21 protein-coding genes, 1 tRNA gene and 1 riboswitch are annotated in these 22985 nt (G+C 72.3%); of the genes, 7 read left to right on the top strand and 15 right to left on the bottom strand.

The genetic code is table 11. The features are described from left to right. Positions 1–14: 14 nt before the first annotated feature. The 6 genes from KVF89_RS12585 to cobN all read right to left on the bottom strand — a co-directional run bounded on the left by KVF89_RS12585 (position 15) and on the right by cobN (position 10407). Positions 15–3434, bottom strand: a complete 3420-nt coding sequence (locus KVF89_RS12585; RefSeq protein ID WP_257425906.1) for a pyruvate carboxylase — start codon at positions 3432–3434, stop codon at positions 15–17. Positions 3435–3536: 102 nt separating this feature from the next. After that, complete coding sequence (locus tag KVF89_RS12590) at positions 3537–4274, bottom strand: cobalt-precorrin-6A reductase (protein ID WP_257425907.1); 738 nt, start codon at positions 4272–4274, stop codon at positions 3537–3539. Beyond that, positions 4271–5680, bottom strand: coding sequence for a cobyric acid synthase (locus KVF89_RS12595; protein ID WP_257425908.1), 1410 nt, complete (start codon positions 5678–5680; stop codon positions 4271–4273). Before KVF89_RS12595 ends, KVF89_RS12590 begins: the two co-directional genes overlap by 4 nt. Further along, a complete protein-coding gene (locus tag KVF89_RS12600) occupies positions 5677–6039 on the bottom strand; it encodes a hypothetical protein (protein ID WP_257425909.1) in 363 nt (120 codons plus the stop codon). Before KVF89_RS12600 ends, KVF89_RS12595 begins: the two co-directional genes overlap by 4 nt. Before the next feature lies 1 nt (position 6040). Next, positions 6041–6766, bottom strand: coding sequence for an SAM-dependent methyltransferase (locus KVF89_RS12605; protein ID WP_257425910.1), 726 nt, complete (start codon positions 6764–6766; stop codon positions 6041–6043). Further along, entirely contained in the window at positions 6763–10407 is a 3645-nt protein-coding gene (gene cobN, locus KVF89_RS12610; RefSeq protein WP_257425911.1) for a cobaltochelatase subunit CobN, read from the bottom strand. Before cobN ends, KVF89_RS12605 begins: the two co-directional genes overlap by 4 nt. Before the next feature lie 37 nt (positions 10408–10444). Beyond that, a riboswitch (cobalamin riboswitch) is annotated at positions 10445–10565 on the bottom strand. Positions 10566–10581: 16 nt separating this feature from the next. On the opposite strand from cobN, the gene KVF89_RS12615 reads away from it, so the two are divergent. Further along, complete coding sequence (locus KVF89_RS12615) at positions 10582–11124, top strand: hypothetical protein (RefSeq protein WP_257425912.1); 543 nt, start codon at positions 10582–10584, stop codon at positions 11122–11124. Here KVF89_RS12615 and KVF89_RS12620 read toward each other — a convergent pair. Continuing rightward, positions 11091–12644, bottom strand: a complete 1554-nt coding sequence (locus KVF89_RS12620; protein WP_257425913.1) for an AMP-binding protein — start codon at positions 12642–12644, stop codon at positions 11091–11093. The two genes, KVF89_RS12615 and KVF89_RS12620, sit on opposite strands and share 34 nt — an antisense overlap. Before the next feature lie 212 nt (positions 12645–12856). Here KVF89_RS12620 and KVF89_RS12625 point away from each other — a divergent pair, with 212 nt between their 5' ends. From KVF89_RS12625 to KVF89_RS12635, 3 genes are read left to right on the top strand one after another with little or no spacing between them, the layout of a single operon-like run. Continuing rightward, complete coding sequence (locus tag KVF89_RS12625) at positions 12857–13258, top strand: hypothetical protein (protein WP_257425914.1); 402 nt, start codon at positions 12857–12859, stop codon at positions 13256–13258. Beyond that, complete coding sequence (locus KVF89_RS12630) at positions 13248–14708, top strand: sensor histidine kinase (RefSeq protein WP_257425915.1); 1461 nt, start codon at positions 13248–13250, stop codon at positions 14706–14708. Before KVF89_RS12625 ends, KVF89_RS12630 begins: the two co-directional genes overlap by 11 nt. Continuing rightward, positions 14693–15370 (top strand): response regulator transcription factor, encoded by a 678-nt coding sequence (locus KVF89_RS12635; RefSeq protein WP_257425916.1) that lies wholly within the window; start codon positions 14693–14695, stop codon positions 15368–15370. Before KVF89_RS12630 ends, KVF89_RS12635 begins: the two co-directional genes overlap by 16 nt. A gap of 127 nt (positions 15371–15497) precedes the next feature. Here KVF89_RS12635 and KVF89_RS12640 read toward each other — a convergent pair whose 3' ends face one another. The 4 genes from KVF89_RS12640 to KVF89_RS12655 form a co-directional block, all read right to left on the bottom strand. After that, positions 15498–16376, bottom strand: a complete 879-nt coding sequence (locus KVF89_RS12640) for a serine/threonine-protein kinase (protein WP_257425917.1) — start codon at positions 16374–16376, stop codon at positions 15498–15500. A gap of 6 nt (positions 16377–16382) precedes the next feature. Further along, positions 16383–16799, bottom strand: coding sequence for a hypothetical protein (locus KVF89_RS12645; RefSeq protein WP_257425918.1), 417 nt, complete (start codon positions 16797–16799; stop codon positions 16383–16385). Between the two features lie 122 nt (positions 16800–16921). Continuing rightward, positions 16922–17527 carry a hypothetical protein gene (locus KVF89_RS12650; RefSeq protein WP_257425919.1) on the bottom strand — a complete coding sequence of 202 codons (606 nt, stop codon included), beginning with the start codon at positions 17525–17527 and terminating at the stop codon, positions 16922–16924. Positions 17528–17627: 100 nt separating this feature from the next. After that, positions 17628–18047 (bottom strand): Lrp/AsnC family transcriptional regulator, encoded by a 420-nt coding sequence (locus KVF89_RS12655; protein ID WP_257425920.1) that lies wholly within the window; start codon positions 18045–18047, stop codon positions 17628–17630. Positions 18048–18116: 69 nt separating this feature from the next. Here KVF89_RS12655 and KVF89_RS12660 point away from each other — a divergent pair, with 69 nt between their 5' ends. The 3 genes from KVF89_RS12660 (at position 18117) to KVF89_RS12670 (ending at position 19891) form a co-directional block, all read left to right on the top strand. Continuing rightward, complete coding sequence (locus KVF89_RS12660) at positions 18117–18737, top strand: LysE family translocator (protein WP_257425921.1); 621 nt, start codon at positions 18117–18119, stop codon at positions 18735–18737. A 66-nt stretch (positions 18738–18803) separates the two neighbouring features. Beyond that, positions 18804–19328: an FBP domain-containing protein gene (locus KVF89_RS12665; protein WP_257425922.1), complete on the top strand. Its 525-nt coding sequence runs from the start codon at positions 18804–18806 to the stop codon at positions 19326–19328. After that, a complete protein-coding gene (locus KVF89_RS12670; RefSeq protein ID WP_257425923.1) occupies positions 19325–19891 on the top strand; it encodes a TetR family transcriptional regulator in 567 nt (188 codons plus the stop codon). Before KVF89_RS12665 ends, KVF89_RS12670 begins: the two co-directional genes overlap by 4 nt. A 30-nt stretch (positions 19892–19921) precedes the next feature. Here the strand turns inward: KVF89_RS12670 and KVF89_RS12675 are convergent. The 4 genes from KVF89_RS12675 to KVF89_RS12690 all read right to left on the bottom strand — a co-directional run bounded on the left by KVF89_RS12675 (position 19922) and on the right by KVF89_RS12690 (position 22857). Then, positions 19922–19993 (bottom strand) — tRNA-Val (locus KVF89_RS12675). A 209-nt stretch (positions 19994–20202) separates the two neighbouring features. Further along, positions 20203–20691, bottom strand: coding sequence for a peroxiredoxin (locus KVF89_RS12680; protein ID WP_257425924.1), 489 nt, complete (start codon positions 20689–20691; stop codon positions 20203–20205). A gap of 8 nt (positions 20692–20699) precedes the next feature. Next, entirely contained in the window at positions 20700–22397 is a 1698-nt protein-coding gene (locus KVF89_RS12685; protein ID WP_257425925.1) for an AMP-binding protein, read from the bottom strand. Positions 22398–22419: 22 nt separating this feature from the next. Next, the gene (locus KVF89_RS12690; RefSeq protein ID WP_443689998.1) at positions 22420–22857 is read right to left on the bottom strand and encodes a DUF3052 domain-containing protein; all 438 of its coding nucleotides are present in this window, start codon (positions 22855–22857) and stop codon (positions 22420–22422) included. Between the last annotated feature and the right edge of the window lie 128 nt (positions 22858–22985).

Genomic DNA, 22985 nt, shown 5'->3' on the forward strand with positions numbered 1-22985 from the left:
GGTCCCGGAGCGCTTCAGCCGACGACGAGCACCAGGTCGCCGCCCTCGGCCGCCTTCGGCCCGGCCAGCGCGACCCGCTGGACGGTGCCGTCGACGGGGGCGGTGATCGCGGCCTCCATCTTCATCGCCTCGATGGTCGCGACCGTGTCTCCGGCACTGACCTGGTCACCCTCCGCGACGACGACCGACACCACACCCTGGAAGGGCGCGGCGACGTGGCCGGGCTGCGTCGGGTCGGCCTTCTCCGCGGCCGCCACCTCCGCCGACACCGAGCGGTCCCGCACGCTGACCGGGCGGATCTGGCCGTTGAGCGTGCACAGCACGGTCCGGTAGCCGCGCTCGTCGGGCTTGCCGACCGCCTGCAGCCCCAGCAGCAGCTGCTTGCCCTCGGCCAGCTGGACGGCGTGCTCCTCGCCGGTCTGGAGACCGTAGAGGAACTCCCGGGTCGGGACGACGGACAGGTCACCCCACCGCGACCGCGCCTCGTCGTACTCCCGGGTCGGCCCGGGGAAGAGCAGCCGGTTCAGCGTCGCCCTCCGCACGGTCGACCCTCCCGCGAGACCCGCCTCGTCCTCGGCCGACAGCACCTCGGCCGGCGGCGTCCAGGACCGGCCGGCGATGGCCTTGCTGCGGAACGGCTCGGGCCAGCCGCCCGGCGGGTCGCCGAGCTCGCCGTGCAGGAAGCCGATCACCGACGCCGGGATGTCGTACGACGCGGGGTCGGCCGCGAAGGCCGCAATGGTCTGTGCAGTGTCCGCGCCGGTGTTGATGGTGGTGGCCACCAGGGCGAGTGCGAGGTCGCCGATCACCTTGGAGGACGGTGTGACCTTGGGGACCCGGCCGAGGATGTCGTTGGCCGCGGCGTACATGTCCTCGACCTGCTCGAACTTCTCGCCGAGCCCCAGCGCGATGGCCTGCTGACGCAGGTTGGAGAGCTGGCCGCCGGGGATCTCGTGGCGGTAGACCCGGCCGGTCGGCGCCGGCAGCCCGGACTCGAACGGCGCGTAGAGCCGCCGTACCGCCTCCCAGTAGGGCTCCAGCGCGTTGACGGCCGCCAGGTCGAGGCCGGTGGACCGTCCCGGCTGCGCCGGGTGGTCGGTGGCCGCGACCAGCGACGACAGCGGCGGCTGGGAGGTGGTCCCCGCCATCGATGCGGTCGCCGCGTCCACCGCGTCCACGCCGGCCGCGACGGCGGCGGTCAGCGTCGCGAGCTGGCCGCCGGCGGTGTCGTGGGTGTGCAGGTGCACGGGCAGGTCGAACCGCTCGCGCAACGCCGTGACCAGGGTGGTCGCGGCGGGGGCGCGCAGCAGTCCGGCCATGTCCTTGATCGCGAGCACGTGCGCGCCCGCCTCGACGATCCGCTCGGCCAGGCGCAGGTAGTAGTCGAGCGTGTAGAGCTGCTCGCCCGGATCGGACAGGTCACCGGTGTAGCACAGCGCGACCTCGGCGACGCTGGTCCCGGTGGCGCGGACGGCCTCGATCGCCGGGCGCATCTGCGCCACGTCGTTGAGGGCGTCGAAGATCCGGAACACGTCGATCCCGGTCGCGGCGGCCTCCTCGACGAAGGCGTCGGTGACGCTGGCCGGATAGGGCGTGTAGCCGACCGTGTTGCGCCCGCGCAACAGCATCTGCAGGCAGATGTTCGGCACCGCGGCGCGCAGCTTGGCCAGCCGGTCCCACGGGTCCTCGGAGAGGAAGCGCAGGGCGACGTCGTAGGTCGCGCCGCCCCAGCACTCCAGCGACCACAGCTGGGGCGTGGTCCGCGCGACGTGCGCGGCGACGCCGAGCAGGTCGTGGGTGCGGACCCGGGTGGCCAGCAGCGACTGGTGGGCGTCGCGGAAGGTGGTGTCCGTGACGGCCACGCCGGTCTGTGCCCGCAGCTCGGCGGCGAATGCCTCCGGTCCCACGGCGAGCAGGCGCTGACGCGTGCCGTCCGGGGGCGTGAGCGACAGGTCGAGGGCGGGGAGCTTGGCGCGCGGGGCCACCGAGACCGGTACGGCGCCGTGGGGCTGGTTGACGGTCACGTCGGCCAGATAGGTCAGCAGCCGGGTCCCGCGGTCGCCGGAGGCCCGGGCAGTGAGCAGCTGCGGGTGGGTCTCGATGAAGCTGGTCGTCACCCGGCCCCCCGCGAAGTCCGGGTCGTCGAGGAGCGCCTGCAGGAACGGGATGTTCGTGGCCACGCCACGGATCCGGAACTCGGCCACCGCGCGCCGGGCCCGCGCGACCGCGTCGCCGAAGGTGCGACCCCGACAGGTCAGCTTGGCCAGCATCGAGTCGAAGTGCGGGCTCACCTCGGCGCCGGTGAACGTCGTACCGCCGTCGATCCGGACCCCCGCACCGCCCGGCGAGCGGTACGCCGTGATCGTGCCCGTGTCCGGGCGGAAGCCGTTGGCGGGGTCCTCGGTCGTGATCCGGCACTGCAGCGCGGCACCGCGGAGCCGGACGGAGTCCTGGGACAGCCCGAGGTCGGCCAGCGTCTCCCCCGCCGCGATCCGCAGCTGCGACTGGACCAGGTCGACGTCGGTGACCTCCTCGGTGACCGTGTGCTCGACCTGGATCCGCGGGTTCATCTCGATGAACACATAGTTGCCGTCCGGGTCGAGCAGGAACTCCACCGTGCCCGCGCACGCGTAGCCGATCTCGCGGGCGAAGCGCACCGCGTCGGCGCACATCCGGTCACGCAGCTCCGGGTCGAGGTTGGGCGCCGGCGCGATCTCGACCACCTTCTGGTGGCGTCGCTGCACCGAGCAGTCCCGCTCGAAGAGGTGGATCACGTTGCCCTGACCGTCGGCCAGGATCTGCACCTCGATGTGCCGTGGGTCGACCACCGCCTGCTCGATGAACACCGTCGGGTCCCCGAAGGCGCCCTCCGCCTCACGCATGCAGGTCTCGATCGCCTCCCGCAGCTGCGACCGGTCGTCCACACGGCGCATGCCGCGCCCGCCGCCACCGGCGACGGCCTTGACGAACAGGGGTGCCGGGATCGCCTCCGCGGCGACCAGCAGTGCCTCGACATCGGTCGAGGGATCGACGCTCCGCAGCGTCGGCACACCGGCGGCCTTGGCGGCCGCGATGGCGCGCGCCTTGTTGCCGGTGAGCTCGAGCACCCCGGCGGAGGGCCCGACGAACGTGATGCCGGCGGCGGCGCACGCCTCCGCGAGCGCCGGGTTCTCCGACAGGAACCCGTAGCCCGGATAGATCGCGTCGGCGCCGCACTGCACGGCGGCCGCGACGATCGCGTCCGGGTCGAGGTAGCTGCGAACCGGGTGTCCCCGCTCACCGATCTCGTAGGCCTCGTCGGCCTTGAGACGGTGCTCGGAACCCCGGTCTTCGTACGGGAAGACGGCCACGGTGGTGGCGCCCAGCTCGTACGCCGCGCGGAACGCTCGGATGGCGATCTCTCCGCGATTGGCGACCAGAACCTTCGAGAACAAGGGATGACTCCTCGCTGTGCATGTGGGATGGGGCTCCATCCCACCAGCAGTGAGCCAGGTCACGGGCCCGTGCCCACCTGATGGAGCCTCACGAACCCGGCGCTACCGGGGATCCGACAGCCAGGCGAGGACGGCGTCGACGTCGGCCACCGTGGCAACGCCCTCGGGAGCCGGCGCCCGGCGTACGACGACCACGGGGATGCCGAGCGCGCCGGCGGCCGCCATCTTGGGCCAGGTGTGCTCGCCGCCGGAGTCCTTGGTGACGAGGACGTCGCGGTCGGCCATCAGGTCCCGCTCCCGGTCGAGCGTGTAGGGCCCGCGCGAGGTGAGCAGCTCCCAGCCGGCCGGCACCTCGATGTCCGGCGGGTCGACGACGCGGGCCAGCACGTGGCGCTCGGCCAGCGCGGGGACGAAGCGGGCGAGCTCCTGGCGCCCGACGGTCAGGAAGGGCCGGCTGCCGAGCTCGCCGGCCACGGTCGCGGCCTTCTCGTGGGTGTCGACCCAGATCCAGGACGAGGTCGCCCGGTCGGCCCAGCCGGGTCGCTCCAGCCGCAGCAGCGGGACGTCCTCGGCCGCGCAGGCCTCCGCGGCGTTGCGACTGATCCCCTGCGCGAACGGATGGGTCGCGTCGACGACCACGTCGAACCCGGCCAACGCGTCCCGCAGGCCGGCGACGCCACCGAAGCCGCCGATCCGGACCTCGCCGACGGGCAGTCGTGGGCGGGCCACGCGGCCGGCGAGCGACGACACGACCTCGATGCCCTCCTCGACCAGGCGGGCCGCGAGGTCGCGGGCCTCGCCGGTGCCACCGAGCAGCAGCACCCTCACCGGGTGGTTCATCGGGTCAGCTCCAGGATCGCGTCGAGGTCGAGGTGCTCCTCGACCAGGTCACCGAGCAGGTCGAGTCGCGCCGCTCGGGCGGCCGGGAAGGACGCTTGCGAGGCGACTCCCAGGGCCGACGCCAAGTAGGCGCCGCGCGTTGCGTCGTCCTCCAGGCTGCCGTGCACCATGGTGCCGGTGACGCTGCCGTCGGTCGTCGTTCCGCTGACCCGGCCGTGGTGGATCTCGTACCCCGCGGGCTCGTGCAGAGCGAGTCGCTTCTCGACCGCGAACCGGGTGGTCAGGTCGAGCAGACCGAGTCCGTCGACGGCCGCGCCCGCGTCGCCCTCGGTGCCGGCGGGGTCCTCGATCCGGCGGCCGAGCATCTGGCAGCCGCCGCAGATCCCCAGCACCGGTCGGCCCGCCGCCGCGTGCCGCCGGATCGCGGTGTCCAGGCCGCGGGACCGCAGCCAGGCCAGGTCGGCCAGCGTGGCCCGGGTGCCGGGCAGTACGACCAGGTCGGCGTCGGCCAGCCGCGCCGGGTCGGAGACGAACTCGACGTCGAGCGCGGGCTCCAGCCCGAGCGCGTCGACGTCGGTGAAGTTGCTGATCCGCGGCAGCCGGACGACGGCCACCTTCCGCACGTCCGCGCCGACCTCGGTCCGGCGCCCGGCCAGATCGAGGGCGTCCTCGGAGTCCAGCCAGAGATCGGGATGCCACGGCAGCACGCCGTACGTCGGGCGGCCGGTGCGTCGCTCCAGGTCGGCGAGTCCGGGGCGCAGCAGGTCGACGTCGCCGCGGAAGCGGTTGACGACGTACCCCTTGACCAGGCGCTGGTCGGCCTCGTCCAGCAGCATCAGCGTGCCGTAGGCCGACGCGAACCACCCGCCGCGGTCGATGTCGCCGACCACGATCGTCGGCACGTCGCCGTGCTGCGCGAGGCCCATGTTGACGTAGTCGCTGGAGCGCAGGTTGATCTCGGCCGGGCTGCCCGCACCCTCGGCGACGACCAGGTCGAAGCGCGAGCGCAGGTCGTCGAAGGCGGCGAAGGCGGTCTCCGCGAGGTGGGCGCGGCCCTCCTGCCAGTTGCGCGAGGACACCTCGCCGGCGGGCTGCCCCATCCGCACGACGTGGCTGCGCCGGTCGCTGCCGGGCTTGAGCAGCACCGGGTTCATCGCGACTTCGGGCGTCACGCCCGCGGCGATCGCCTGCACCCACTGGGCGCGGCCGATCTCGCCGGGCTCGCCGTCGGGACCGGTCACGACCATCGAGTTGTTGGACATGTTCTGCGCCTTGTACGGCGCCACCCGGATCCCCCGCCGCGCGAAGGCCCGGCACAGCCCGGTCGTCACCACGCTCTTGCCCGCGTCGGAGGTCATCCCCGCGACGAGCAGGGCCGCGCCGCGCAGTCCGTGGGGTGGGTTCATCCGCGCTTCCCGCGGAAGAGGTGGCGCTGCAGCGAGTCCGGCATCGGACCACCCTCGCGCACCCAGTCGACGACCGCATCCGTCGCCGCGCCGGACAGCACCCCGCCGAGCCAGAAGTCCTTCGGTCGCCGGCCACCGGGGAACCAGGTGAAGTCCCGGACCAGCACGACGTTCGACCGGTCGCACTCGTCGAGGCAGTCGACGACGCGGACCCGCACCCGCGGCCCGCGCCGGCCGGCCGGGTCGTCGAGCGCCTCGATCTCGTCGCGCTGGCCGGCGTGGTCGGCGTCGGGGTGCTTCTTGGCGGTGCCACAGCAGCAGTCGCGGCAGAGCAGGACGTCGCGCTCGGGCAGGCCCATCTCAGACCTCCGGCCCGCGGAGCAGGAAGAGATCCATCACCCAGCCGGCCTCGGCCTTCGCGGCCAGGCGGGCGGCCTCGATGTCGGCGACCACGTCACCGACCCGGCCGGCGACGAGCCGCTCCCCCGCCCCGCCGAGGTTGGCACCCCACCAGACGTCCCAGTCGGCGAAGCCGTCGAGGTCGACGCCCGCGGTGAGCATCACGACGAGGTTGCGCTGCCCGGCCGCGACGTCGGCGCGCAGCCGGCGCGCGGTCGTCACGTGGACCGGCTGCCCGACCTGGTGCAGCACGATCCCGTGCCGCGCGGCGAGCACCTGTGGCGCGCTGACGCCGGGCAGCACGTCGAACTCGACGCCCAGCTCCCGCACGATGCGGATGGTGCCGTCGTACAGCGACGGGTCACCCCAGACCAGGAACGCACAGATCCCACCCCGTGAGGACAACACGGATCGGTAGGCGGCCAGCCGGGCGGCGTACCAGTCGGTCACGGCACCCTCGTAGCCCGTCCGGTCCAGGCCCGGCGAGCGGTCCCGCTCCGGATCCCGTACGACGACCAGCTCGATGCCGTGCGCATCCGCGACCGCCTGCCGGACGGCGAGCAGCGGGTCGTCGTCGCCCTTCCGCACCGCCAGTGCGTAGTCGCAGGCCGCGAGCGCCGTGGCGACCTCCGGCGTGACGTGCTGCGGCCCCATCCCGAAGCCGAGCACCCGAACGGACGCGCTCATCGGTCTTCCAGATCGCCCTCGACATCGAGGTACGCCGCCTGCAGCGCAGCCAGCACCTCGGGATCCGGCGACTCCCACAGGCCGCGGTCCTTCGCCTCGTGCAGCCGCTCGACGATGCTGCGCAGCGCCCACGGGTTCGACCTCCGCAGGAACTCCTGGTTGGTCTCGTCGAGCACGTAGGACTTCGCCAGCGACTCGTACATCCAGTCGTGCACGACGCCGGCGGTCGCGTCGAACCCGAACAGGTAGTCGACGGTCGCGGCCAGCTCGAAGGCGCCCTTGTAGCCGTGGCGCTGCATGGCGCCGATCCAGCGTGGGTTGACCACGCGCGCCCGGAAGACCCGGTTGGTCTCCTCCTGCAGGGTGCGGGTGCGGACCGCGTCGGGCGAGGTCGAGTCGCCGACGTAGGCCTTGGGCGAGTCGCCGGTCAGCGCGCGGATCGTGGCGACCATGCCGCCGTGGTACTGGAAGTAGTCGTCACTGTCGGCGATGTCGTGCTCGCGGGTGTCGATGTTCTTGGCGGCGACCTTGATCCGCCGGTAGTTGGCGCGCATGTCGTCGGAGGCGGGTACGCCGTCCAGGTCGCGCCCGTAGGCGAAGCCGCCCCACGCGGTGTAGACCTCGGCGAGGTCGGCGTCGTCGCGCCAGGACCCGGACTCGACCGCCTGCAGGATGCCGGCGCCGTAGGAGCCCGGCTTGGAGCCGAAGATCCGGGTGGTCGCGCGCCGCTCGTCACCGTGCTCGGCCACGTCGGCCTGCGCGTGCGCCCGTACGAAGTTCTGGTCGAGCGGCTCGTCGAGGGCGGCCACCAGCCGGACCGCGTCATCGAGCATCGTGACCACGTGCGGGAAGGCGTCCCGGAAGAAACCGGAGATCCGCACGGTGACGTCGATGCGCGGGCGGCCGAGCTCCTCCAGCGGGATGACGGTCAGCGTGTGCACCCGCTTGGACGCCTCGTCCCACTCGGGGCGGACGCCCAGCAGCGCGAGCACCTCGGCGATGTCGTCGCCGGACGTCCGCATGGCCGAGGTGCCCCAGACCGAGAGGCCGACCGACTCGGGGTAGCTCCCCTCCTCATCGACGTAGCGCGCCACCAGCGACTCCGCCATCGCCTGGCCGGTCTGCCAGGCGAGCCGGGACGGGACGGCGCGCGGGTCGACGGTGTAGAAGTTCCGCCCGGTCGGCAGCACGTTGACCAGCCCGCGCAACGGCGAGCCGGACGGGCCGGCGGGGACGTAGCCACCGGCCAGGGCGTGCAGCGTGTGGTCGAGCTCGTCGGTGGTCCGGGCCAGCCGCGGGACGACCTCGGTGGCCGCGAACGCCAGCACCCGTCGTACGTCGTCGGCCGGGTGGAGCTCGTCGACACGGGCCGGGTCCCAGCCCGACTTCTCCATGGCCTCCACGAGAGCACGAGCCTCGGCCTCGACCCGGTCGACCTCGACGGTCGGGGCGTCGGGCGCCAGTCCCAGGGCGGCTCGCAGGCCCGGTACGGCCTGCGCCCGTCCGCCCCAGACCTGCGCGGCGCGCAGGATGGCGAGGACCAGGTTGACCCGGCCCTCATCCTCCGGCGCCTGGCCGAGAACGTGCAGGCCGTCGCGGATCTGGACGTCCTTGATCTCGCAGAGCCAACCGTCGACGTGCAGCAGGAAGTCGTCGAAGTCGTCGTCCCCGGGCTTCTCGTCGAGGCCGAGGTCACGGTGCAGCTCGGCGGCGTGCATGAGCTGCCAGATCTCGCCACGGATCGCGGCCAGCTTGGCCGGATCCATCGCGGAGATCTTGTCGTACTCCTCCAGCAGCCCCTCGAGCCGCGCGATGTCGCCATAGCTCTCGGCGCGCGCCATCGGGGGGATGAGGTGGTCGATGATCGTCGCGTGGGCGCGGCGCTTGGCCTGCGCGCCCTCGCCGGGGTCGTTGACGAGGAACGGGTAGATCAGCGGCATGCTGCCGATCGCCGCGTCGGTGGCGCAGGACGCCGACAGCGCGGCGTTCTTGCCCGGCAGCCACTCCATCGAGCCGTGCTTGCCGAGGTGGACGACGGCGTGGGCTCCGAAGCCTCCCCTTTCAACAGCACTGCCCACCCAGCGGTACGCCGCCAGGTAATGGTGCGACGGCGCGAGGTCCGGGTCGTGGTAGATCGCGACCGGGTTCTCGCCGAAGCCGCGGGGCGGCTGGATCATCACCACGACGTTGCCGGCCTGCAGGGTGGCGAGCACGATCTCGTCGCTGTCGTTGACGAAGAGCGTGCCGGGCGACTCGCCCCAGGCCTCGACCATGTCACCGCGCAGGTCGGCCGGCAGGTCCGCGGTCCAGGCGTCGTAGTCGGCCTTGCTGACCCGCACGTGCGCATCCGTGAGCTGCGCGGTCGTCAACCACTCCTCGTCCTGGCCGCCGGCGGCGATGAGCGCATGGATCAGCGTGTCCCCGGCGACCGTGTCGTCGTCGAGGTCGAGGACGCCGAAGCCGTCGCCGACGTCGTAGCCCGCGTCGCGCAGCCGGCGCAGCATCCGCACCGCCGAGACCGGCGTGTCGAGACCGACGGCGTTGCCGATCCGGGAGTGCTTGGTCGGGTAGGCGCTCAGCATCAGCGCGATCCGCTTCTCGGCGTTGGGGATCTTCCGCAGCCGGGCGTAGTTGACCGCGAGCCCGGCGACGCGGGCCGCCCGCTCCGGGTCGGCGACGTACGACGGCAGGCCTGCGTCGTCCAGCTCCTTGAACGAGAACGGCGCCGTGCTGATCCGCCCGTCGAACTCGGGGATCGCGACCTGGTTGGCATAGTCGAGCGGCGTGACGCCGTCGTCGGAGGCCGCCCACTCGGCGCGGCTGCTGGTCAGGCACAGGCCCTGCAGGACGGGGATGTCGAGGGCGGCGATCCGCTCCACGTCCCAGGTCTCGTCGTCCCCGCCGGCGCTCGCGGCGGCGGGGGTCGAGCCGCCCGCGGCGAGCACGGTCACGACCAGCGCGTCGAGCTCGCCGAGCGCGGTGAACAGCTCGTCGGGCGCGGCGCGCAGCGAGCCCGCGAAGATCGGGACGCCGACCGCCTCGCCGGTGGCGTCGATCGCGTCGCAGAGCGCGTGCACGAAGGTGGTGTTCCCGCTGGCCTGGTGGGCCCGGTAGAAGAGCACTCCCACTCGAGCCCGTCGCGATACTCCCGGCTCACAAGCACCGTTCTCATCCGATGCCCGGTGCTTGTGGCCCGGGACTACCGCAGCGGGGCGCTCGACCAGCCCCCAGGCCGGGATCACCTCCGGCGCCTCGAAGCCCTCACCGGTGAGCAGCACCGTGTCGGAGAGGAAGGCGTGCAGCTGCGCGAGGTTCCGCGGGCCCCCCTCGGCCAGGTAGCGGTGTGCCTCGGCCGCGACCCCCACCGGAACGGTCGAGGTCTCCATCAGCTCCGCGCTGGGCGTCTGCTCGCCGCCGAGCACCACGAGCGGACGCCCGGTCCCCCGCAGCGCGGCCAGCTCGGCGTCGTACTGCTGGGGGGAGCCCAGGAGCCGGATCACCACGAGGTCGCTGGCGTCGGCGAGGCCGACGAGCGCGTCGAGCGCGGACCGGCTCGGGTTGGCCCAGCGATAGTCGGCGCCGCTCGCCCGCGCGGAGAGCAGGTCGGTGTCGGACGTGGACAGCAGTGCGATGCGCGCCATGACGCTCAAAGCCTCCTCGGGGTTCTCGCCCCGTCATCGGTAGGTGTCGTCCGCGGCCAGTGTCTGGCTCTCCCCGACCATCGAGATGGCGGGGATCACAGTGGCGGAACCGCCCCGGTCTCACACCGGGTTCCTGCACCGCGGACCTGTGGACGCTCAGCCTACGGTGGTGTCGTGACTTCCCCGCAGGCGCCCGGCATCCAGGTGGCCGTGCACGGCCACCCGAACCTCGACACGCTCCTGCTGTGGCACCCCGCGGTCCGCACGGACGCCGACGCCGTCAGCGCGCTGGCGAGCCGGATCGCGACCCGCGGCGGGGTCCGGGTCGTCGTACCGACGTGGGAGGACGGACGCGACCTGCTCCGCTCGGTCCGCTACGCCCGGGGCTCGTCGGTGCACCCGCCGGACGCCCTCTCCGTCGTCGGGTACGGCGCCGCGGGGATCGCCGCGCTCAGCCTGGCCCGGCACCAGCGGCGCCTCGGCATCGGCCTGCGCCGCGTCACCTGCGTCGACGGCGCCCCCGACCTGCTGGACCCGATCAGCGGACAGCCGCTCGAGCCGCCGGCGCCGAGCCCGGCGGGCACCGAGGTCGACATCGTCGAGACCGGCGATCCCGGCTGGGCCCGCGCAACCGTCGATGCCTGGCAGTCCGCCGGCTGGGCGGCCTCCCTCGTCCCGGCCGATCAGTTCACCTGGCGGGTGAGCCCCTCCCAGTAGGGCGCGCGCAGCTTGAACTTCTGCAGCTTGCCGGTCGCCGTCCGGGCCAGCTCGTCGCGGAACTCGACCGAGGTCGGCGCCTTGTAGCCGGCCAGCCGGTCCTTGCACCAGCGGATCAGCTCGGCCTCCATCTCGGGCCCGGCGCTCGCGTCGGCGGAGAGCACGACGAGCGCCTTGATGGTCTCGCCCCACTTCTCGCTCGGCACGCCGATCACCGCGACCTCGGCCACGGCCGGGTGGGAGAACAGGGTGTCCTCGACCTCGATCGAGGTGACGTTCTCACCACCGGTGATGATGACGTCCTTCTTGCGGTCGGCGATGGTGAGGTAGCCGTCGTCGCCCAGGTAGCCACCGTCGCCGGTGTGGAACCAGCCGTCGGCCAGCGCCGCGGCGGACTCCTCGGGCTGCTCCCAGTAGCCCTCGAGGATCACGTTCGAGCGGGCGAGCACCTCGCCGGCGCCCTCCTCCGACTCGTCGATCGCCAGTCGGACGCCGATCGCCGGGGCGCCCGCCCTCGTCAGCCGGGTGGCCCGCTCCTCGGCGGACAGGTCGTCCCACTCGGCGCGGGTGCGGTTGATCGTCAGCAGCGGTGAGGTCTCGGTGAGGCCGTAGATCTGGATGAACTCCCACCCCAGCTCCTCCTGCACGCGGATCACGGTCTTCGTCGGCGGCGGGGCACCGGCCATGATGATCCGTACCCGGTCGCGTCCGGGGATCTCGCCCTCCCAGGTCTGCGCCGCCTCCAGCACGGCCGCCGCGACGGCCGGCGCCGCGCACATCACGGTCACCCCGTGGTCGCGGACCCGGCGCAGGATCTCGGCACCGTCGACCTTGCGCAGGATGATGTGCCGCGCCCCGATGCCTGTCATCGCGAACGGCATCCCCCAGCCGTTGGCGTGGAACTGAGGGAGGGTGTGCAGGTAGACGTCCCGGTCGCTGATCCCCGCGTGCAGGCCGAAGGTCAGCGCGTTGACCCAGATGTTGCGGTGGGTGATCTGCACCCCCTTGGGCCGCGCGGTCGTGCCCGAGGTGTAGTTGATGGTCGCGGTCGCGCTCTCGTCGTAGTCCCACGCCTTGGGCTCCACGCCCGGCGCTGCATAGAGCGCGTCGTCCTCGCCGAGGACGTACTTCTGCTCGCAGGTGACGCCCGCCAGCGATTCCTCCAGCTCGGGGTCGACATAGAGCACCCGGGCCCCGGAGTGCTCCACGATGTACTGCACCTCGTCGGGGCTGAGCCGGAAGTTCACCGGCACCAGCACCCGTCCCCAGCCGCTGACCCCGAAGAAGGACGTCAGCAGGCGACTGCTGTTGTGGCTGACGACGGCGACCCGGTCGCCGACGCCGATCCCCAGCTCGTCGAGCTTCGCCGCCTGGCGGCGGGCCAGCGCGCCGATCTGCGCGTAGGTGAGCTCGCCCTGGCTAGCCGCGGGCTGGGTCGGCTCGTCGACGACACCCACCCGCTCGCCGTACACCTGGACGGCCCGGTCGAGGAAGTCGTTGACGCTGAACGGGACGAACACGCGGGGCCTCCCAGGGCAGACGGATGTGACAGCCACCACCCTAGGCCCGCCGCCCCACCTCGCGCCCCCTCGAAAGGATGCATCCGCGTACCCGGCAGCGAGGACAGCCCGGCGAGCTCGATATCCGACACGCTCGGCCCATCGAAGACGAGATGAGAGCACTCTCATGAGAGTCTCACCGGCGGCCCATCATCGGGCAGGATGGTGGCGTCATGAGCCGTGTGGGAAAGGTGCTGCTTCCGGTCGCGGCACTGCTGGTGCTGGCCGGGTTCGTCGTCGCCGCGATGGTGCGCGCGGGGGCCGGCGAGCCCACCCCACGCACGCCGCTCGACCTCGGCTCCGTCCAGCCCACCGAGACCCCCGTCCCGGGCTCGTCCCCCACCTCACCCGCGAGCGAGCCCACCCCGCCGCGCACGGCGGTGATCACGCCGCAGCCCAAGATCGACGATGACGACGACGATGACGGTGACGACAACCGGGGCCGGGGCGACGACCGGGGTGGGCGCGACGACCGGGGTGGGCGCGACGACCGCGACGACGGGCCCGACCCGCAGGACGACCAACCCGACGACGCGCCCGACGACGAGCCCGACGACGAGCCCGATGACGACTGAGCGGCGCCCGGACCGGGCCGGTCTGTCGGTCCGGACCCGGATCACCGCGGCCGTCGCGCTCCTCGTCACCGTCGCCCTCGCCGGTGCCGGGCTGATCGTCTACTGGGTCGAGAGCCGCGCGGTCACCGACGCCGTCCAGCGCGAGGTCGAGCAGGAGCTCGACGAGTTCGTCGCGCTCCAGAAGACCGGCGACTTCACCTCGGTCCAGGACCTGCTGGAGGGATTCCTCAAGCGCAACGTGCCCGACGACGACGAGCTCCTCGTCGGCTGGATCGGCGACGGCAGGATCGTGCAGTTCCCCGAGGACGCCCTCGTCGACGACCCGCGCTTCCTCGACGCCGTGGCGCCCTTGGTGATCGACGGCGGGACGACCCACCTGCAGACCGACCGCGGCGACGTACGCATCACCGCACAACCGGTGACCCAGGGCAGCCAACGCGGCGCCCTGCTCGTCGCCACCTTCCTCGCCGAGGACCGCGGCGAGCTGCTCCAGACGATGCGCACCTACGCCCTCGTCGCCGCCCTGTCCGCCGTGCTCGTCACCGGCACCGCGGCCTGGGTGTCCGGACGGCTGCTCCGTCCGCTGCGGTCGCTGCGCGTGGCCGCCGAGGCGACGAGTGCCACCGACCTGTCCCGACGGCTGCCCGAGCGCGGCAACGACGACATCACGGCACTCACCCGCACCGTCAACGGCATGCTCGACCGGCTGGAGCACGCGTTCGCCGGGCAGCGTCAGTTCCTCGACGACGCCGGCCACGAGCTGCGGACCCCGCTCACCGTACTCCGCGGCCATCTCGAGCTCCTCGACGTCGGCAGCCCGCAGGAGGTCGCCGAGACGCGGACACTGCTGCTCGACGAGGTCGACCGGATGGCGCGGCTGGTCGGCGACCTGATCGTGCTGGCCAAGAGCGACCGGCCCGACTTCCTCTCCCCCGGGCCCACCGACCCGTCCGCCCTGCTTGCCGCGGTGCTCAGCAAGGCCAGCGCCCTCGGCCGGCGGGACTGGGTGCTGGAGGCGTCCCCCGGCCTGCCGACGGAGGTCGTGCTCGACGGGCAGCGGATCACCCAGGCACTGCTCGCCCTGGCTGACAACGCGGTCAAGCACACCGCGCCGGGTGGTCGGATCGCGATCGGCGCGGCCGTTGTCGGCGCCACGCTGCGCTGCTGGGTCCACGACGACGGGGCCGGGGTCGCCCCGGAGGACCGTGAGCGGATCTTCGGCCGGTTCGGCCGGGCGGCCGTCCCCGCGGGCGACGAGGGGTTCGGACTCGGGTTGTCGATCGTCGGCGCCATCGCGCAGGCACACGGCGGGACGGCGTACGTCGACCCGCACCGGGCCGGTCCCGGAGCGCGGTTCGTCCTCGACGTACCCGCCGTCCTGCCGGTCGTCCCGCCCCCGGTCACGCCCGCCGTCGTCGAGCCGAAGGGAGCGTCATGGCCCACATCCTGATCGTCGAGGACGAGGAGCGGATCGCGTCCTTCGTCGCCAAGGGCCTGCGCGCCGAGGGACACCGCACCACGGTGGCCGCCGACGGGCCGGCCGGCCTCGACCACGCCCTCGCGGGCGACGTCGACCTGGTCGTGCTCGACATCGGCCTGCCCGGCATGGACGGCTTCGAGCTGCTCGACCAGCTGCGCTCGCAGGGCTCCCGGATCCCCGTCATCGTGCTCACCGCCCGCGACTCGGTGACCGACACCGTGACCGCGCTCGAAGGCGGCGCGGACGACTACATGCCCAAGCCGTTCCGGTTCGCCGAGCTCAACGCCCGGGTGCGGCTGCGCCTACGCCAAGCCACGCCGTCCACCACCACGACCAACGGCACCGGCGACCAGCTCTCCGCCGGCGGGATCGAGCTGGACCTGCGCACCCGCCGCGCGACCGTGTCGGGCACCGAGGTGGAGCTGTCCGCCCGCGAGTTCGCCCTCGCCGAGATCTTCCTGCGCAACGCCGGCCAGGTGCTGTCCCGCGAGCAGCTGCTCGACCACGTCTGGGGTCTGGACTTCGACCCCGGCTCCAACGTGGTCGACGTCTACGTCGGCTACCTGCGCCGCAAGCTCGGCTCCCGCTCCATCACCACCGTGCGCGGGATGGGCTACCGCTTCGACCGTTGACTCGTCGGTTCTGACCCCTTGACTCGTCAGTTCTGACCCCTTGACTCGTCAGTTCTGACCCGTTGACTCGTCAGTTCTGCACGAGCGTGGACCAGAAGTGACCACTCAACGGGTCAGAAGCGACGACTCAACCCTTCCAGTGGAGCCTCGGCGCCGGCAGCGCGGCGATCTCGGGCTCGAGCGCCTCGGCGACCTCGCGCGGCAGCGGACGGGCGGCCGGGTCCGGCTCGAGCAGGGCGTGGACGACCTTCGCCACCACGGCGGGTACGTCGTCGGGCAGCTCCACCGGTGCCTCGAGGAGCTGGGGGAAGCGGTCGGCCGCCCCGGCCGCGTCCGGGTCGCCGTCGCGGAACGGGCGGTAGCCCGCGATCGCGTGGAACAGCGTCGCCCCGAGGCCCCACACGTCGCTCGCCTGACCGGGGACGCCGTACGCCGCGCCGGGCGCGGCCTGCTCCGGAGCCATGTAGGCGTCGGTGCCGATGTGGCCGGTGATCTCTGCCGCGTGGGCGGCCTGGCGGGCCACCGAGAAGTCGATCAGCCGCGCCGGCGAGCCCATGATCACGTTGCTGGGCTTGAGGTCGAGGTGGCACACGTCGGCGTGCCGGAAGAAGTGCAGCGCCGAGGCGAGGTCCACCGCCAGCGGGAGGTACTGCTGCGGGGAGAGGCGTCGGTGCCGGCGGATCAGCCCGGCCAGGCTGGGTCCCTCCACGTGCTCGAGCACGAGGTGCGGGCGCGGCCCGGCGACGTCGTACCGCAGTCCGCGGACGGTGACCGGGTGGTGGGCGACGTCGAGGGCGGTCGCCTCCCGGACCAGGTTGTCCCGGGTGTGCTCGTCCTGGGCCTCCGCCGGCCGGACGACCTTCACCACGACGGGGCCGTAGGTGATCTCGTCGAACGCGAGGTAGGCCTCGTACGCCGAGCCACCCCCGAGCAGCCGCAACGCGGTCAGCTCGGGGGTGATCGCGTCACCCTCGGCAAGGTCCCAGGACGACAGCGCGGCGCTCATCGAAGGTCAGCCCCGGGTGTTGTTGCGGCTGCGGTCGTTGGTGTGGTTGCGCGACCAGTCGCGGGTCTTGGGTCCGGGACCGTCGTTGGTCCAGTCCACCTTGGCCCGGCCGGTGCGGCTGTTGTCGCGACCGCTGCGGTTGCCGGTCCGGCTGCGGTCGCTGCGCGTGTTGGCGGTGTTGGCGGTCCGGGTGTCCTGGTTCGTCACGTTGGTGTCGTCGTCGGCGGCCCGGGCGCGGAGGTCGTCGCCGTCCGGGTCGTCGTCATCGGCGACGAGCACGATGTCCGGCGTGTCCTGCTCGCGCTTGACCGCGAGCTTCGTGTCGCCGTCGGCCTGGGCGGGCCAGGCCAGCACGCTGACCGCGACGCCCGTCGCCGTCAGACCGGCCAGGCCGCTGACCGCGAGCATCAGGGGCTTCTTCATCGGTTCCTCCTCGATCGGTGGGTGTCGACTCCTCGTCGACACCGCAACCATCCCGACCGGGCGTGAGGCAGGCATGAGTCCTCGATGAGAGGGTTCTCATGCCCGGGAGCGGCGGAGCTCGCTCAGCGCTTGATCTTCGGCGACATCGCCGGCATGCCGTACAGCGTCATCCCGGTCGCCAGTGCGTCGTCGTCGTAGCTCGCGTCGGTGAACAGGGCGACGGTCGTCAGCACCGCACCGAACTTGAACCACCGCGGGTTGCCCAGGCACGAGCGCGGGATCGCGATCCGCACCGACATGCGGTCGGCACCGACGGTGCGCTTGATCCCGCGGCAGCGACGCGCGTCGTCCTCCATGGAGAACTCCATCAGCTCAGTGCTGGAGAACCCCGGCATCTTCGGGGACATCACCATGAACCGGTTGCCCGGGACCCTGAGCATGGCGCTGATCATGAAAGGGCCCGTGAGCGGCGCGCGCATCCGCATCGTGATGCTCACCTTCCGGGCCTTGTGTGTGCCCGTCACCTGCACGATGTCCCCGTTCGCCTGCTCGGGCAGGGGCGTGACGGTGATCGAGGTGTCGGTCGTCGCCTGCGTCGTGACGTCGCCGGCCGCGTCGTCGTACGTCCAGCGGTCGGCCTGGGCCGGCGCGGCCAGTGCGACGGTGGCTCCGGCGACCAGGAGGGACAGGAGGAGGGCGAGGGCGACACGAGGCGACGAGCGGTGCATGGCGATCACCTTGGCACAGTTTCTGTCGACCTGTTGGCAGAACCGAGAAGGCCATCGCGACACCCTGGTGGCGGTGCGCCGCCAAACCGCGAGGACGCGGTCAGCGCAGCGCGATGCGCGTCTGGGTCTGCGATGCCCGTCCCGTGGTCTTCAGCTCACGCAGGAGCTGGTCGAGGGCCCGCATGTCACGGACCCGGATGTGAAGGAGATAGTCGTAGGGGCCGGTGACGTGCACCGCATCGGCAACCGCCCGGTGTCGTCCGGCCCAGGCGAGGAACTCCGCGGAGTCCGATTCCGGGGGCAGCCGGACATCGATGAACCCCTCGATCCCGGCATCGGGCTCCGGTGTCTCCTGGGCGAGGATCGCCCGGTAGCCGACGATCACCCCCTGGGCCTCGAGCCGGCGGATCCTGGCGGCGGTGGCGTTGGTGCTCAGTCCGATCTCGCCGCCGATCCGGCTGAACGAAGCGCGCCCGTCCGCGACAAGTATCTCCACGATCCGGGCATCGAGCTCGTCCATGCCTCAAAGATAGAGGTGCCGACTGCATGATTCTCCGGCCGTGGTCATGGCCTCGGGCAGGGTGCCGCCATGGGCATCACAGAAGCGATCGGAAGTGGCGTGCTCGCCGGCCTCGCCCTGGCCGTTCCCTTGGGCGCGATCGGCGTGTTGCTGCTGCGCGAAGGCAGCCGGTACGGGACGCGTCGAGCACTGCCCGCGGCGCTGGCCGTGGCTACCGTGGACGTCCTCTACTGCGCGCTGGCAGTCCTCCTCGGTGCTGCCGCCGCACCGGTCGTGTCCCGGCTCGAGCCATGGCCGGCGATCGTCGGCGGATTGCTCCTGGTCGCGATCGGCACCCAGGGGTTGGCGCGGGTGCGCCGCGTGGCGTCGGAGGGGCCGGTCGAGGATCTCGGACGGGGAGTGGGACGGTTCGCACGGTTCTTCATGCTCACTCTCATCAACCCGGCCACGCTGGTCTACTTCACCGCGATCATCGCGGGCTTGGGCGCCCTGACCGCCGGTCCGGCGACGGCCGCCGTGTTCGTGGCCGGCGTCGGGCTCTCGTCGCTGGCCTGGCAGGCGCTCCTGATCGCGGCGGGCGGCATCCTCCACGGCAGGTCGAGCCCGCGTGGACACCTCGTCACCCACGTCGCTGGCTCCGCGGTCGTCGGCATCCTCGGGATCGCGCTGATCGTCAACGCCGTGCACTGAGGCCTCGACCCAGAGTTGGACACTGATACAATTTGTACTCGTGTCCAACTCCGAGGAGGCAACGCAATGCGCCCCCTGACCCGCGACGAGGTACGTCGCTGCGTCATGAACCTGTACCCCGCGACCGCACGGGTCCGCCTGCCCGCGTGGTTCGACGACACCCGCTGGGAGCGGATCGACTACCTCGGGTGGCGCGACACCCGGGCCTACCAGCGCGCGTACCTGGTCGCGGACGTCGACGGCGAGGCGGCCGGCGTGCTCCTGCGACAGAACCCCAGCCAGCCGGCCCTCGCCTCCCGCGCCGTCATGTGCGACCTGTGCCGGTTCACCCGTCGGTTCAACGAGGTCTCGCTCTTCACCGCGCCGCGCGCCTCCCAGGACAAGCGCCGGCGGCTGAGCACCGTGGGACTCCTGCTGTGCACGGACCTGGCCTGCGTCCGTAATGTGCACCGCACGCCGACGACCGGCCCTCACGACCCACCCCCGGAGCAGATCATCGAGAACCGACGCAGTGGACTGCGCGCCCGCACCATCGACTTCCTGCGCTCGGTGCCCGACACCGAGAGCATCACGCGGCGGCCGGGCCGGTGAGCTACCTGGCCCGTGCCGCGCGGCGTCAGTCGATCGTGGACGCGGCGGCCGCTGTCGTGGCCCGCGACGGCCTGAGCGCCGTGACCGCCCGGGTCGTGGCCGAGGAGCTGCGCGGCTCCCCCGGCCAGATCCACCACCACTTCGCCTCGACCGACGAGCTGGCCGCGGAGGCGTGGCGCCACTACGCACGGGCGGAGATCGAGACCTACCGGCACGAGATCACCGGTCTCGCCGCGGGCGCCGCCCTCGCCCTGTTCTTCGCCGACCTGGTGGGCGAGGAGGGCCAGGAAGGAACGGCCCTCGACCGCTGGGCGGAGGCGGGGGCGCACGCCCAGCTGCGACCGCTCGTCGGCGCCAGCTACCTGGAGACCCTGGCCGACCTCACCGACGTGCTCGCCGCCGTCCTGGCCGCCGTCCACCCCGACCGGGCCCAGGCACGCCAGGCTGCCGGCCGCCTGCTCATGCTCGGCGTCGGCCTCGCCGGGACCACCCGCATCCACGGGACCCCGCCCGTTCCGGTGCAGGCCGTGATGCGGTCCGCGATCGACGCCGAGACCAGCTGACCTGCCGCGCGCACGAAGCCGCGCGTCGAGTGGGCGCAGAGGGGATCGAACCCCCGACCACCTCGTTGTAAGCGAGGGGCTCTACCGCTGAGCTATACGCCCCGAAGCCGGGACAGCGTACCGAAGCCGCACCAGAGCGCCGAAACGAGCGGCCAACGCGGCTCGTGCCAAAAAAAGTCGAACCGCCGGCGTCTCGGGTCGCCAGCGGTTCGACGAGTAGAAGATTAGCGGCCGGATCGGGCCCATCCAACCGGTAGCGCAGAAATAGTTGAAAAATGACCCAAACTGACTACGCGAACGGGCCGAACGGCCTAGCCCGCGGCCGCCCGCAGCGCGTCGAGCAGGTCGTCGGCGCTCCGCGCGGCGGGCTTCGGGTTGTGCACGGCCCAGGACAGACGGCCCGCCTTGTCGATGACGTACGACGACCGCTCGGGGCTGCCGCCGCGCTCGTCGAAGACGCCGTACGCCCGCGCGACGGCGCCGTGCGGCCAGAAGTCGCTGAGCAGCCCGAAGTTGAGGCCGTCGGCGTCGCTGAACGCACGGAGGGCATAGACGGGGTCGCAGGAGATCGCGAGCACCTCGGTGTCGAAGGTCAAGAACTCGTCGAGCCGGGTGCGGATGCCGTGCATCTCGCCACTGCAGACGCCGCTGAACGCGAAGGGGTAGAAGACGAGCGCCACCGCCTTGACCCCGCGGTACGACGACAGCGTGACGTCCTGCCCGAACTGGTCGCGCAGCGTGAAGTCGGGGGCGAGGCCCCCGAGCTCGATGCCGATCGCGGCGCTGGCTGGTCCGGCCACGTCCGGCCTCATCCGGTGGTTCCGGGAGCGTCGGGCGTGTCCGACGTGTCGGACGCGGCTGACGTCGCGGTGACATCGAACGCGGCGAGCTCACGCTTGAGGACCTTGCCCGTCGCGTTGCGGGGCAGCTCGTCGAGGAACACGATCTCGCGCGGCACCTTGAACCGGGCGAGGCGCTGCTTGACGAGGTCCTTGAGCTCCTCGGCGCTGACCGGCTCGGTCTCGGGGACGCGGACCACGAAGGCGCGCAGCCGCTTGCCGAAGTCGGGGTCGTCGATGCCGATGGCGGCGACCTCGGAGACCCGGTCGTGGGCGGCCAGGCAGTCCTCGACCTCCTTGGGGAAGACGTTCTCGCCGCCGGAGACGATCATCTCGTCGTCGCGGCCCTCGACGTACAGCCGGCCCTCGGCGTCGAACCGCCCGACGTCCCCGGACGACATCAGCCCGTCGATCATCTCCTTGCCGCCGCCGCCGGTGTAGCCCTCGATCTGCAGGCTGTTGCCGACGAAGATCCGCCCGGACTCCCCCACCGGCAGCTCCCGGCCGTCGGTGTCGAGGATCCGCACGACGGTCTGGTGCGGCAGCCGGCCGGCGCAACCGGGCGCCTCGCGCAGGTCCTGCGGGGAGGCGATCGAGGCCCAGGCGACCTCGGTGGAGCCGTAGATCGAGTAGAGGTTGTCGCCGAAGCGGTCCATCCACTGGGTCGGCAGGTCGCCCGGCAGGGCGGAGCCGGAGGACGCGACGGCCTTGAGGTGCGGCAGCGGGTACCTGTCCAGGACGTCGGCAGGCAGGGCGAGGATCCGCTGCAGCATCACCGGGATGACCGCGAAGGAGTCGCACTCCTCGTCGTGGAGCAGGCGCAGCGCGTCCTCGGGGTCGAACCTGCGGGTCAACACGAGCGTGGTGCCGAGCATCATCGCCAGCTGGTAGTGCGCGAAGCCCCAGGTGTGGAACAGCGGAGCCGCCACGTGGCACTTCCAGCCGCTGCGCAGCGGCATCCGCGACAGCAGCGAGATCGCCGCCGGCAGGCCGCCCTGGGGGCGCGGGGCGCCCTTCGGCGTGCCGGTCGTGCCCGAGGTCAGGATGATGGTGCGGCCCTTGCCGGCGGGCGGCGCGAGGTCGTCGGTCCGGCCGGCGGTCAGGCCGGCCGCGATCAGGCCCTCCAGGCTGTCCTCCCCCGGCGAGCCATCGGTCCACCCGAGCACCCGGTCGGCGATGTCGGCGCCGGCGAGCAGGTCGGCGAACTCCTCGTCGTGGACGACGACCCGCGGCTGCTCCCGCGCGATCACGTCGGCCAGCTGGGGGCCGGCGAACGCGGTGTTGAGGTAGAGCACGTCGGCACCGAGCTTGCTGATCGCGATGGACGCCTCGATGAACCCCCGGTGGTTGCGGCACATCACCGCCACGCCGTCACCGGGACGCACCCCGCGGGCGCGCAGCCCGTGCGCGAGGGCGTTGGTGCGCGACTGCAGCTCACCGAAGGTGAGCGAGCCGCGCTCGTCGATGATCGCGGTCTGCGTCGGCATCCGCAGCGCGATGGTCTTGAACCCGCCCGCGGGCGTGGTGCTCCACCGGCGCAGCGCGTTGGCCATGCCGGCGACGACCAGCGGCGAGTAGGGACGGACGATGCCCGACTCGGTCAGGATCTTGAGGCTGGTACCGGCGTCCTTGACCCGGCCGGTGAGCCGGTTGGCGAGCGTCCCCATGGCTCTATTGAAGCCCACCGGGTCAGGTGATCGACTTCGGCGCCACCAGTCGAGTCGCTGCCCAGTCCTTGCTGACGGCCGCGGCGGTGGTCTGGGAGAGCCCGGCGATGGGCGCCGCCTCGGCGATGTCGGCCGCGTCGACGGCGCCGGGACGCCCGATCTTCGGGGTCAGCAGCCAGATCACGCCGCCGCCGACGAGATCGGTGAGGGCGTCGACGAGACCGTCGACCAGGTCGCCGTCGTCGCTGCGCCACCACAACAGGGCCGCGTCGACGACATTGCCGTAGTCGCCGTCGACCAGGTCGCTGTCGATGGCGTCCTCGATCGCGACGCGCAGCTCGTCATCGGAGTCGTTGTCCCAGCCGAGCTCCTGGACCACCTGCCCCTGCTTGAGGCCCATCCTCTCGGCGGGTCCGGTCGGGCCGGATGCGCTGGTGCCGCCGGTGGCGGTCGAAGTCACGGTGTTTTCCTCCACGGTTTCGGGTACGACGAACATCCCGCTGTGCGCGGGTTGGGGAGTAGTCCAGCGGAGTCGGGGGCCGCGGCGCAACCCTCCGGCCCCAGAACGGCCCGGTTCCTGTACCCACG

Source organism: Nocardioides carbamazepini, assembly GCF_024614185.1.
Lineage (GTDB): Bacteria > Actinomycetota > Actinomycetes > Propionibacteriales > Nocardioidaceae > Nocardioides > Nocardioides carbamazepini.

Coding starts and splice junctions, on each gene's coding strand:
- KVF89_RS12645 (WP_257425918.1), bottom strand. CDS start 16,799: ATGAAGAAGCCCCTGATGCTCGCGGTCAGCGGCCTGGCCGGTCTGACG.
- KVF89_RS12635 (WP_257425916.1), top strand. CDS start 14,693: ATGGCCCACATCCTGATCGTCGAGGACGAGGAGCGGATCGCGTCCTTC.
- KVF89_RS12665 (WP_257425922.1), top strand. CDS start 18,804: ATGCGCCCCCTGACCCGCGACGAGGTACGTCGCTGCGTCATGAACCTG.
- KVF89_RS12685 (WP_257425925.1), bottom strand. CDS start 22,397: ATGGGGACGCTCGCCAACCGGCTCACCGGCCGGGTCAAGGACGCCGGT.
- KVF89_RS12590 (WP_257425907.1), bottom strand. CDS start 4,274: ATGAACCACCCGGTGAGGGTGCTGCTGCTCGGTGGCACCGGCGAGGCC.
- KVF89_RS12595 (WP_257425908.1), bottom strand. CDS start 5,680: ATGAACCCACCCCACGGACTGCGCGGCGCGGCCCTGCTCGTCGCGGGG.
- KVF89_RS12625 (WP_257425914.1), top strand. CDS start 12,857: ATGAGCCGTGTGGGAAAGGTGCTGCTTCCGGTCGCGGCACTGCTGGTG.
- KVF89_RS12600 (WP_257425909.1), bottom strand. CDS start 6,039: ATGGGCCTGCCCGAGCGCGACGTCCTGCTCTGCCGCGACTGCTGCTGT.
- KVF89_RS12655 (WP_257425920.1), bottom strand. CDS start 18,047: ATGGACGAGCTCGATGCCCGGATCGTGGAGATACTTGTCGCGGACGGG.
- KVF89_RS12650 (WP_257425919.1), bottom strand. CDS start 17,527: ATGCACCGCTCGTCGCCTCGTGTCGCCCTCGCCCTCCTCCTGTCCCTC.
- cobN (WP_257425911.1), bottom strand. CDS start 10,407: ATGGCGCGCATCGCACTGCTGTCCACGTCCGACACCGACCTGCTCTCC.
- KVF89_RS12640 (WP_257425917.1), bottom strand. CDS start 16,376: ATGAGCGCCGCGCTGTCGTCCTGGGACCTTGCCGAGGGTGACGCGATC.
- KVF89_RS12605 (WP_257425910.1), bottom strand. CDS start 6,766: ATGAGCGCGTCCGTTCGGGTGCTCGGCTTCGGGATGGGGCCGCAGCAC.
- KVF89_RS12660 (WP_257425921.1), top strand. CDS start 18,117: ATGGGCATCACAGAAGCGATCGGAAGTGGCGTGCTCGCCGGCCTCGCC.
- KVF89_RS12630 (WP_257425915.1), top strand. CDS start 13,248: ATGACGACTGAGCGGCGCCCGGACCGGGCCGGTCTGTCGGTCCGGACC.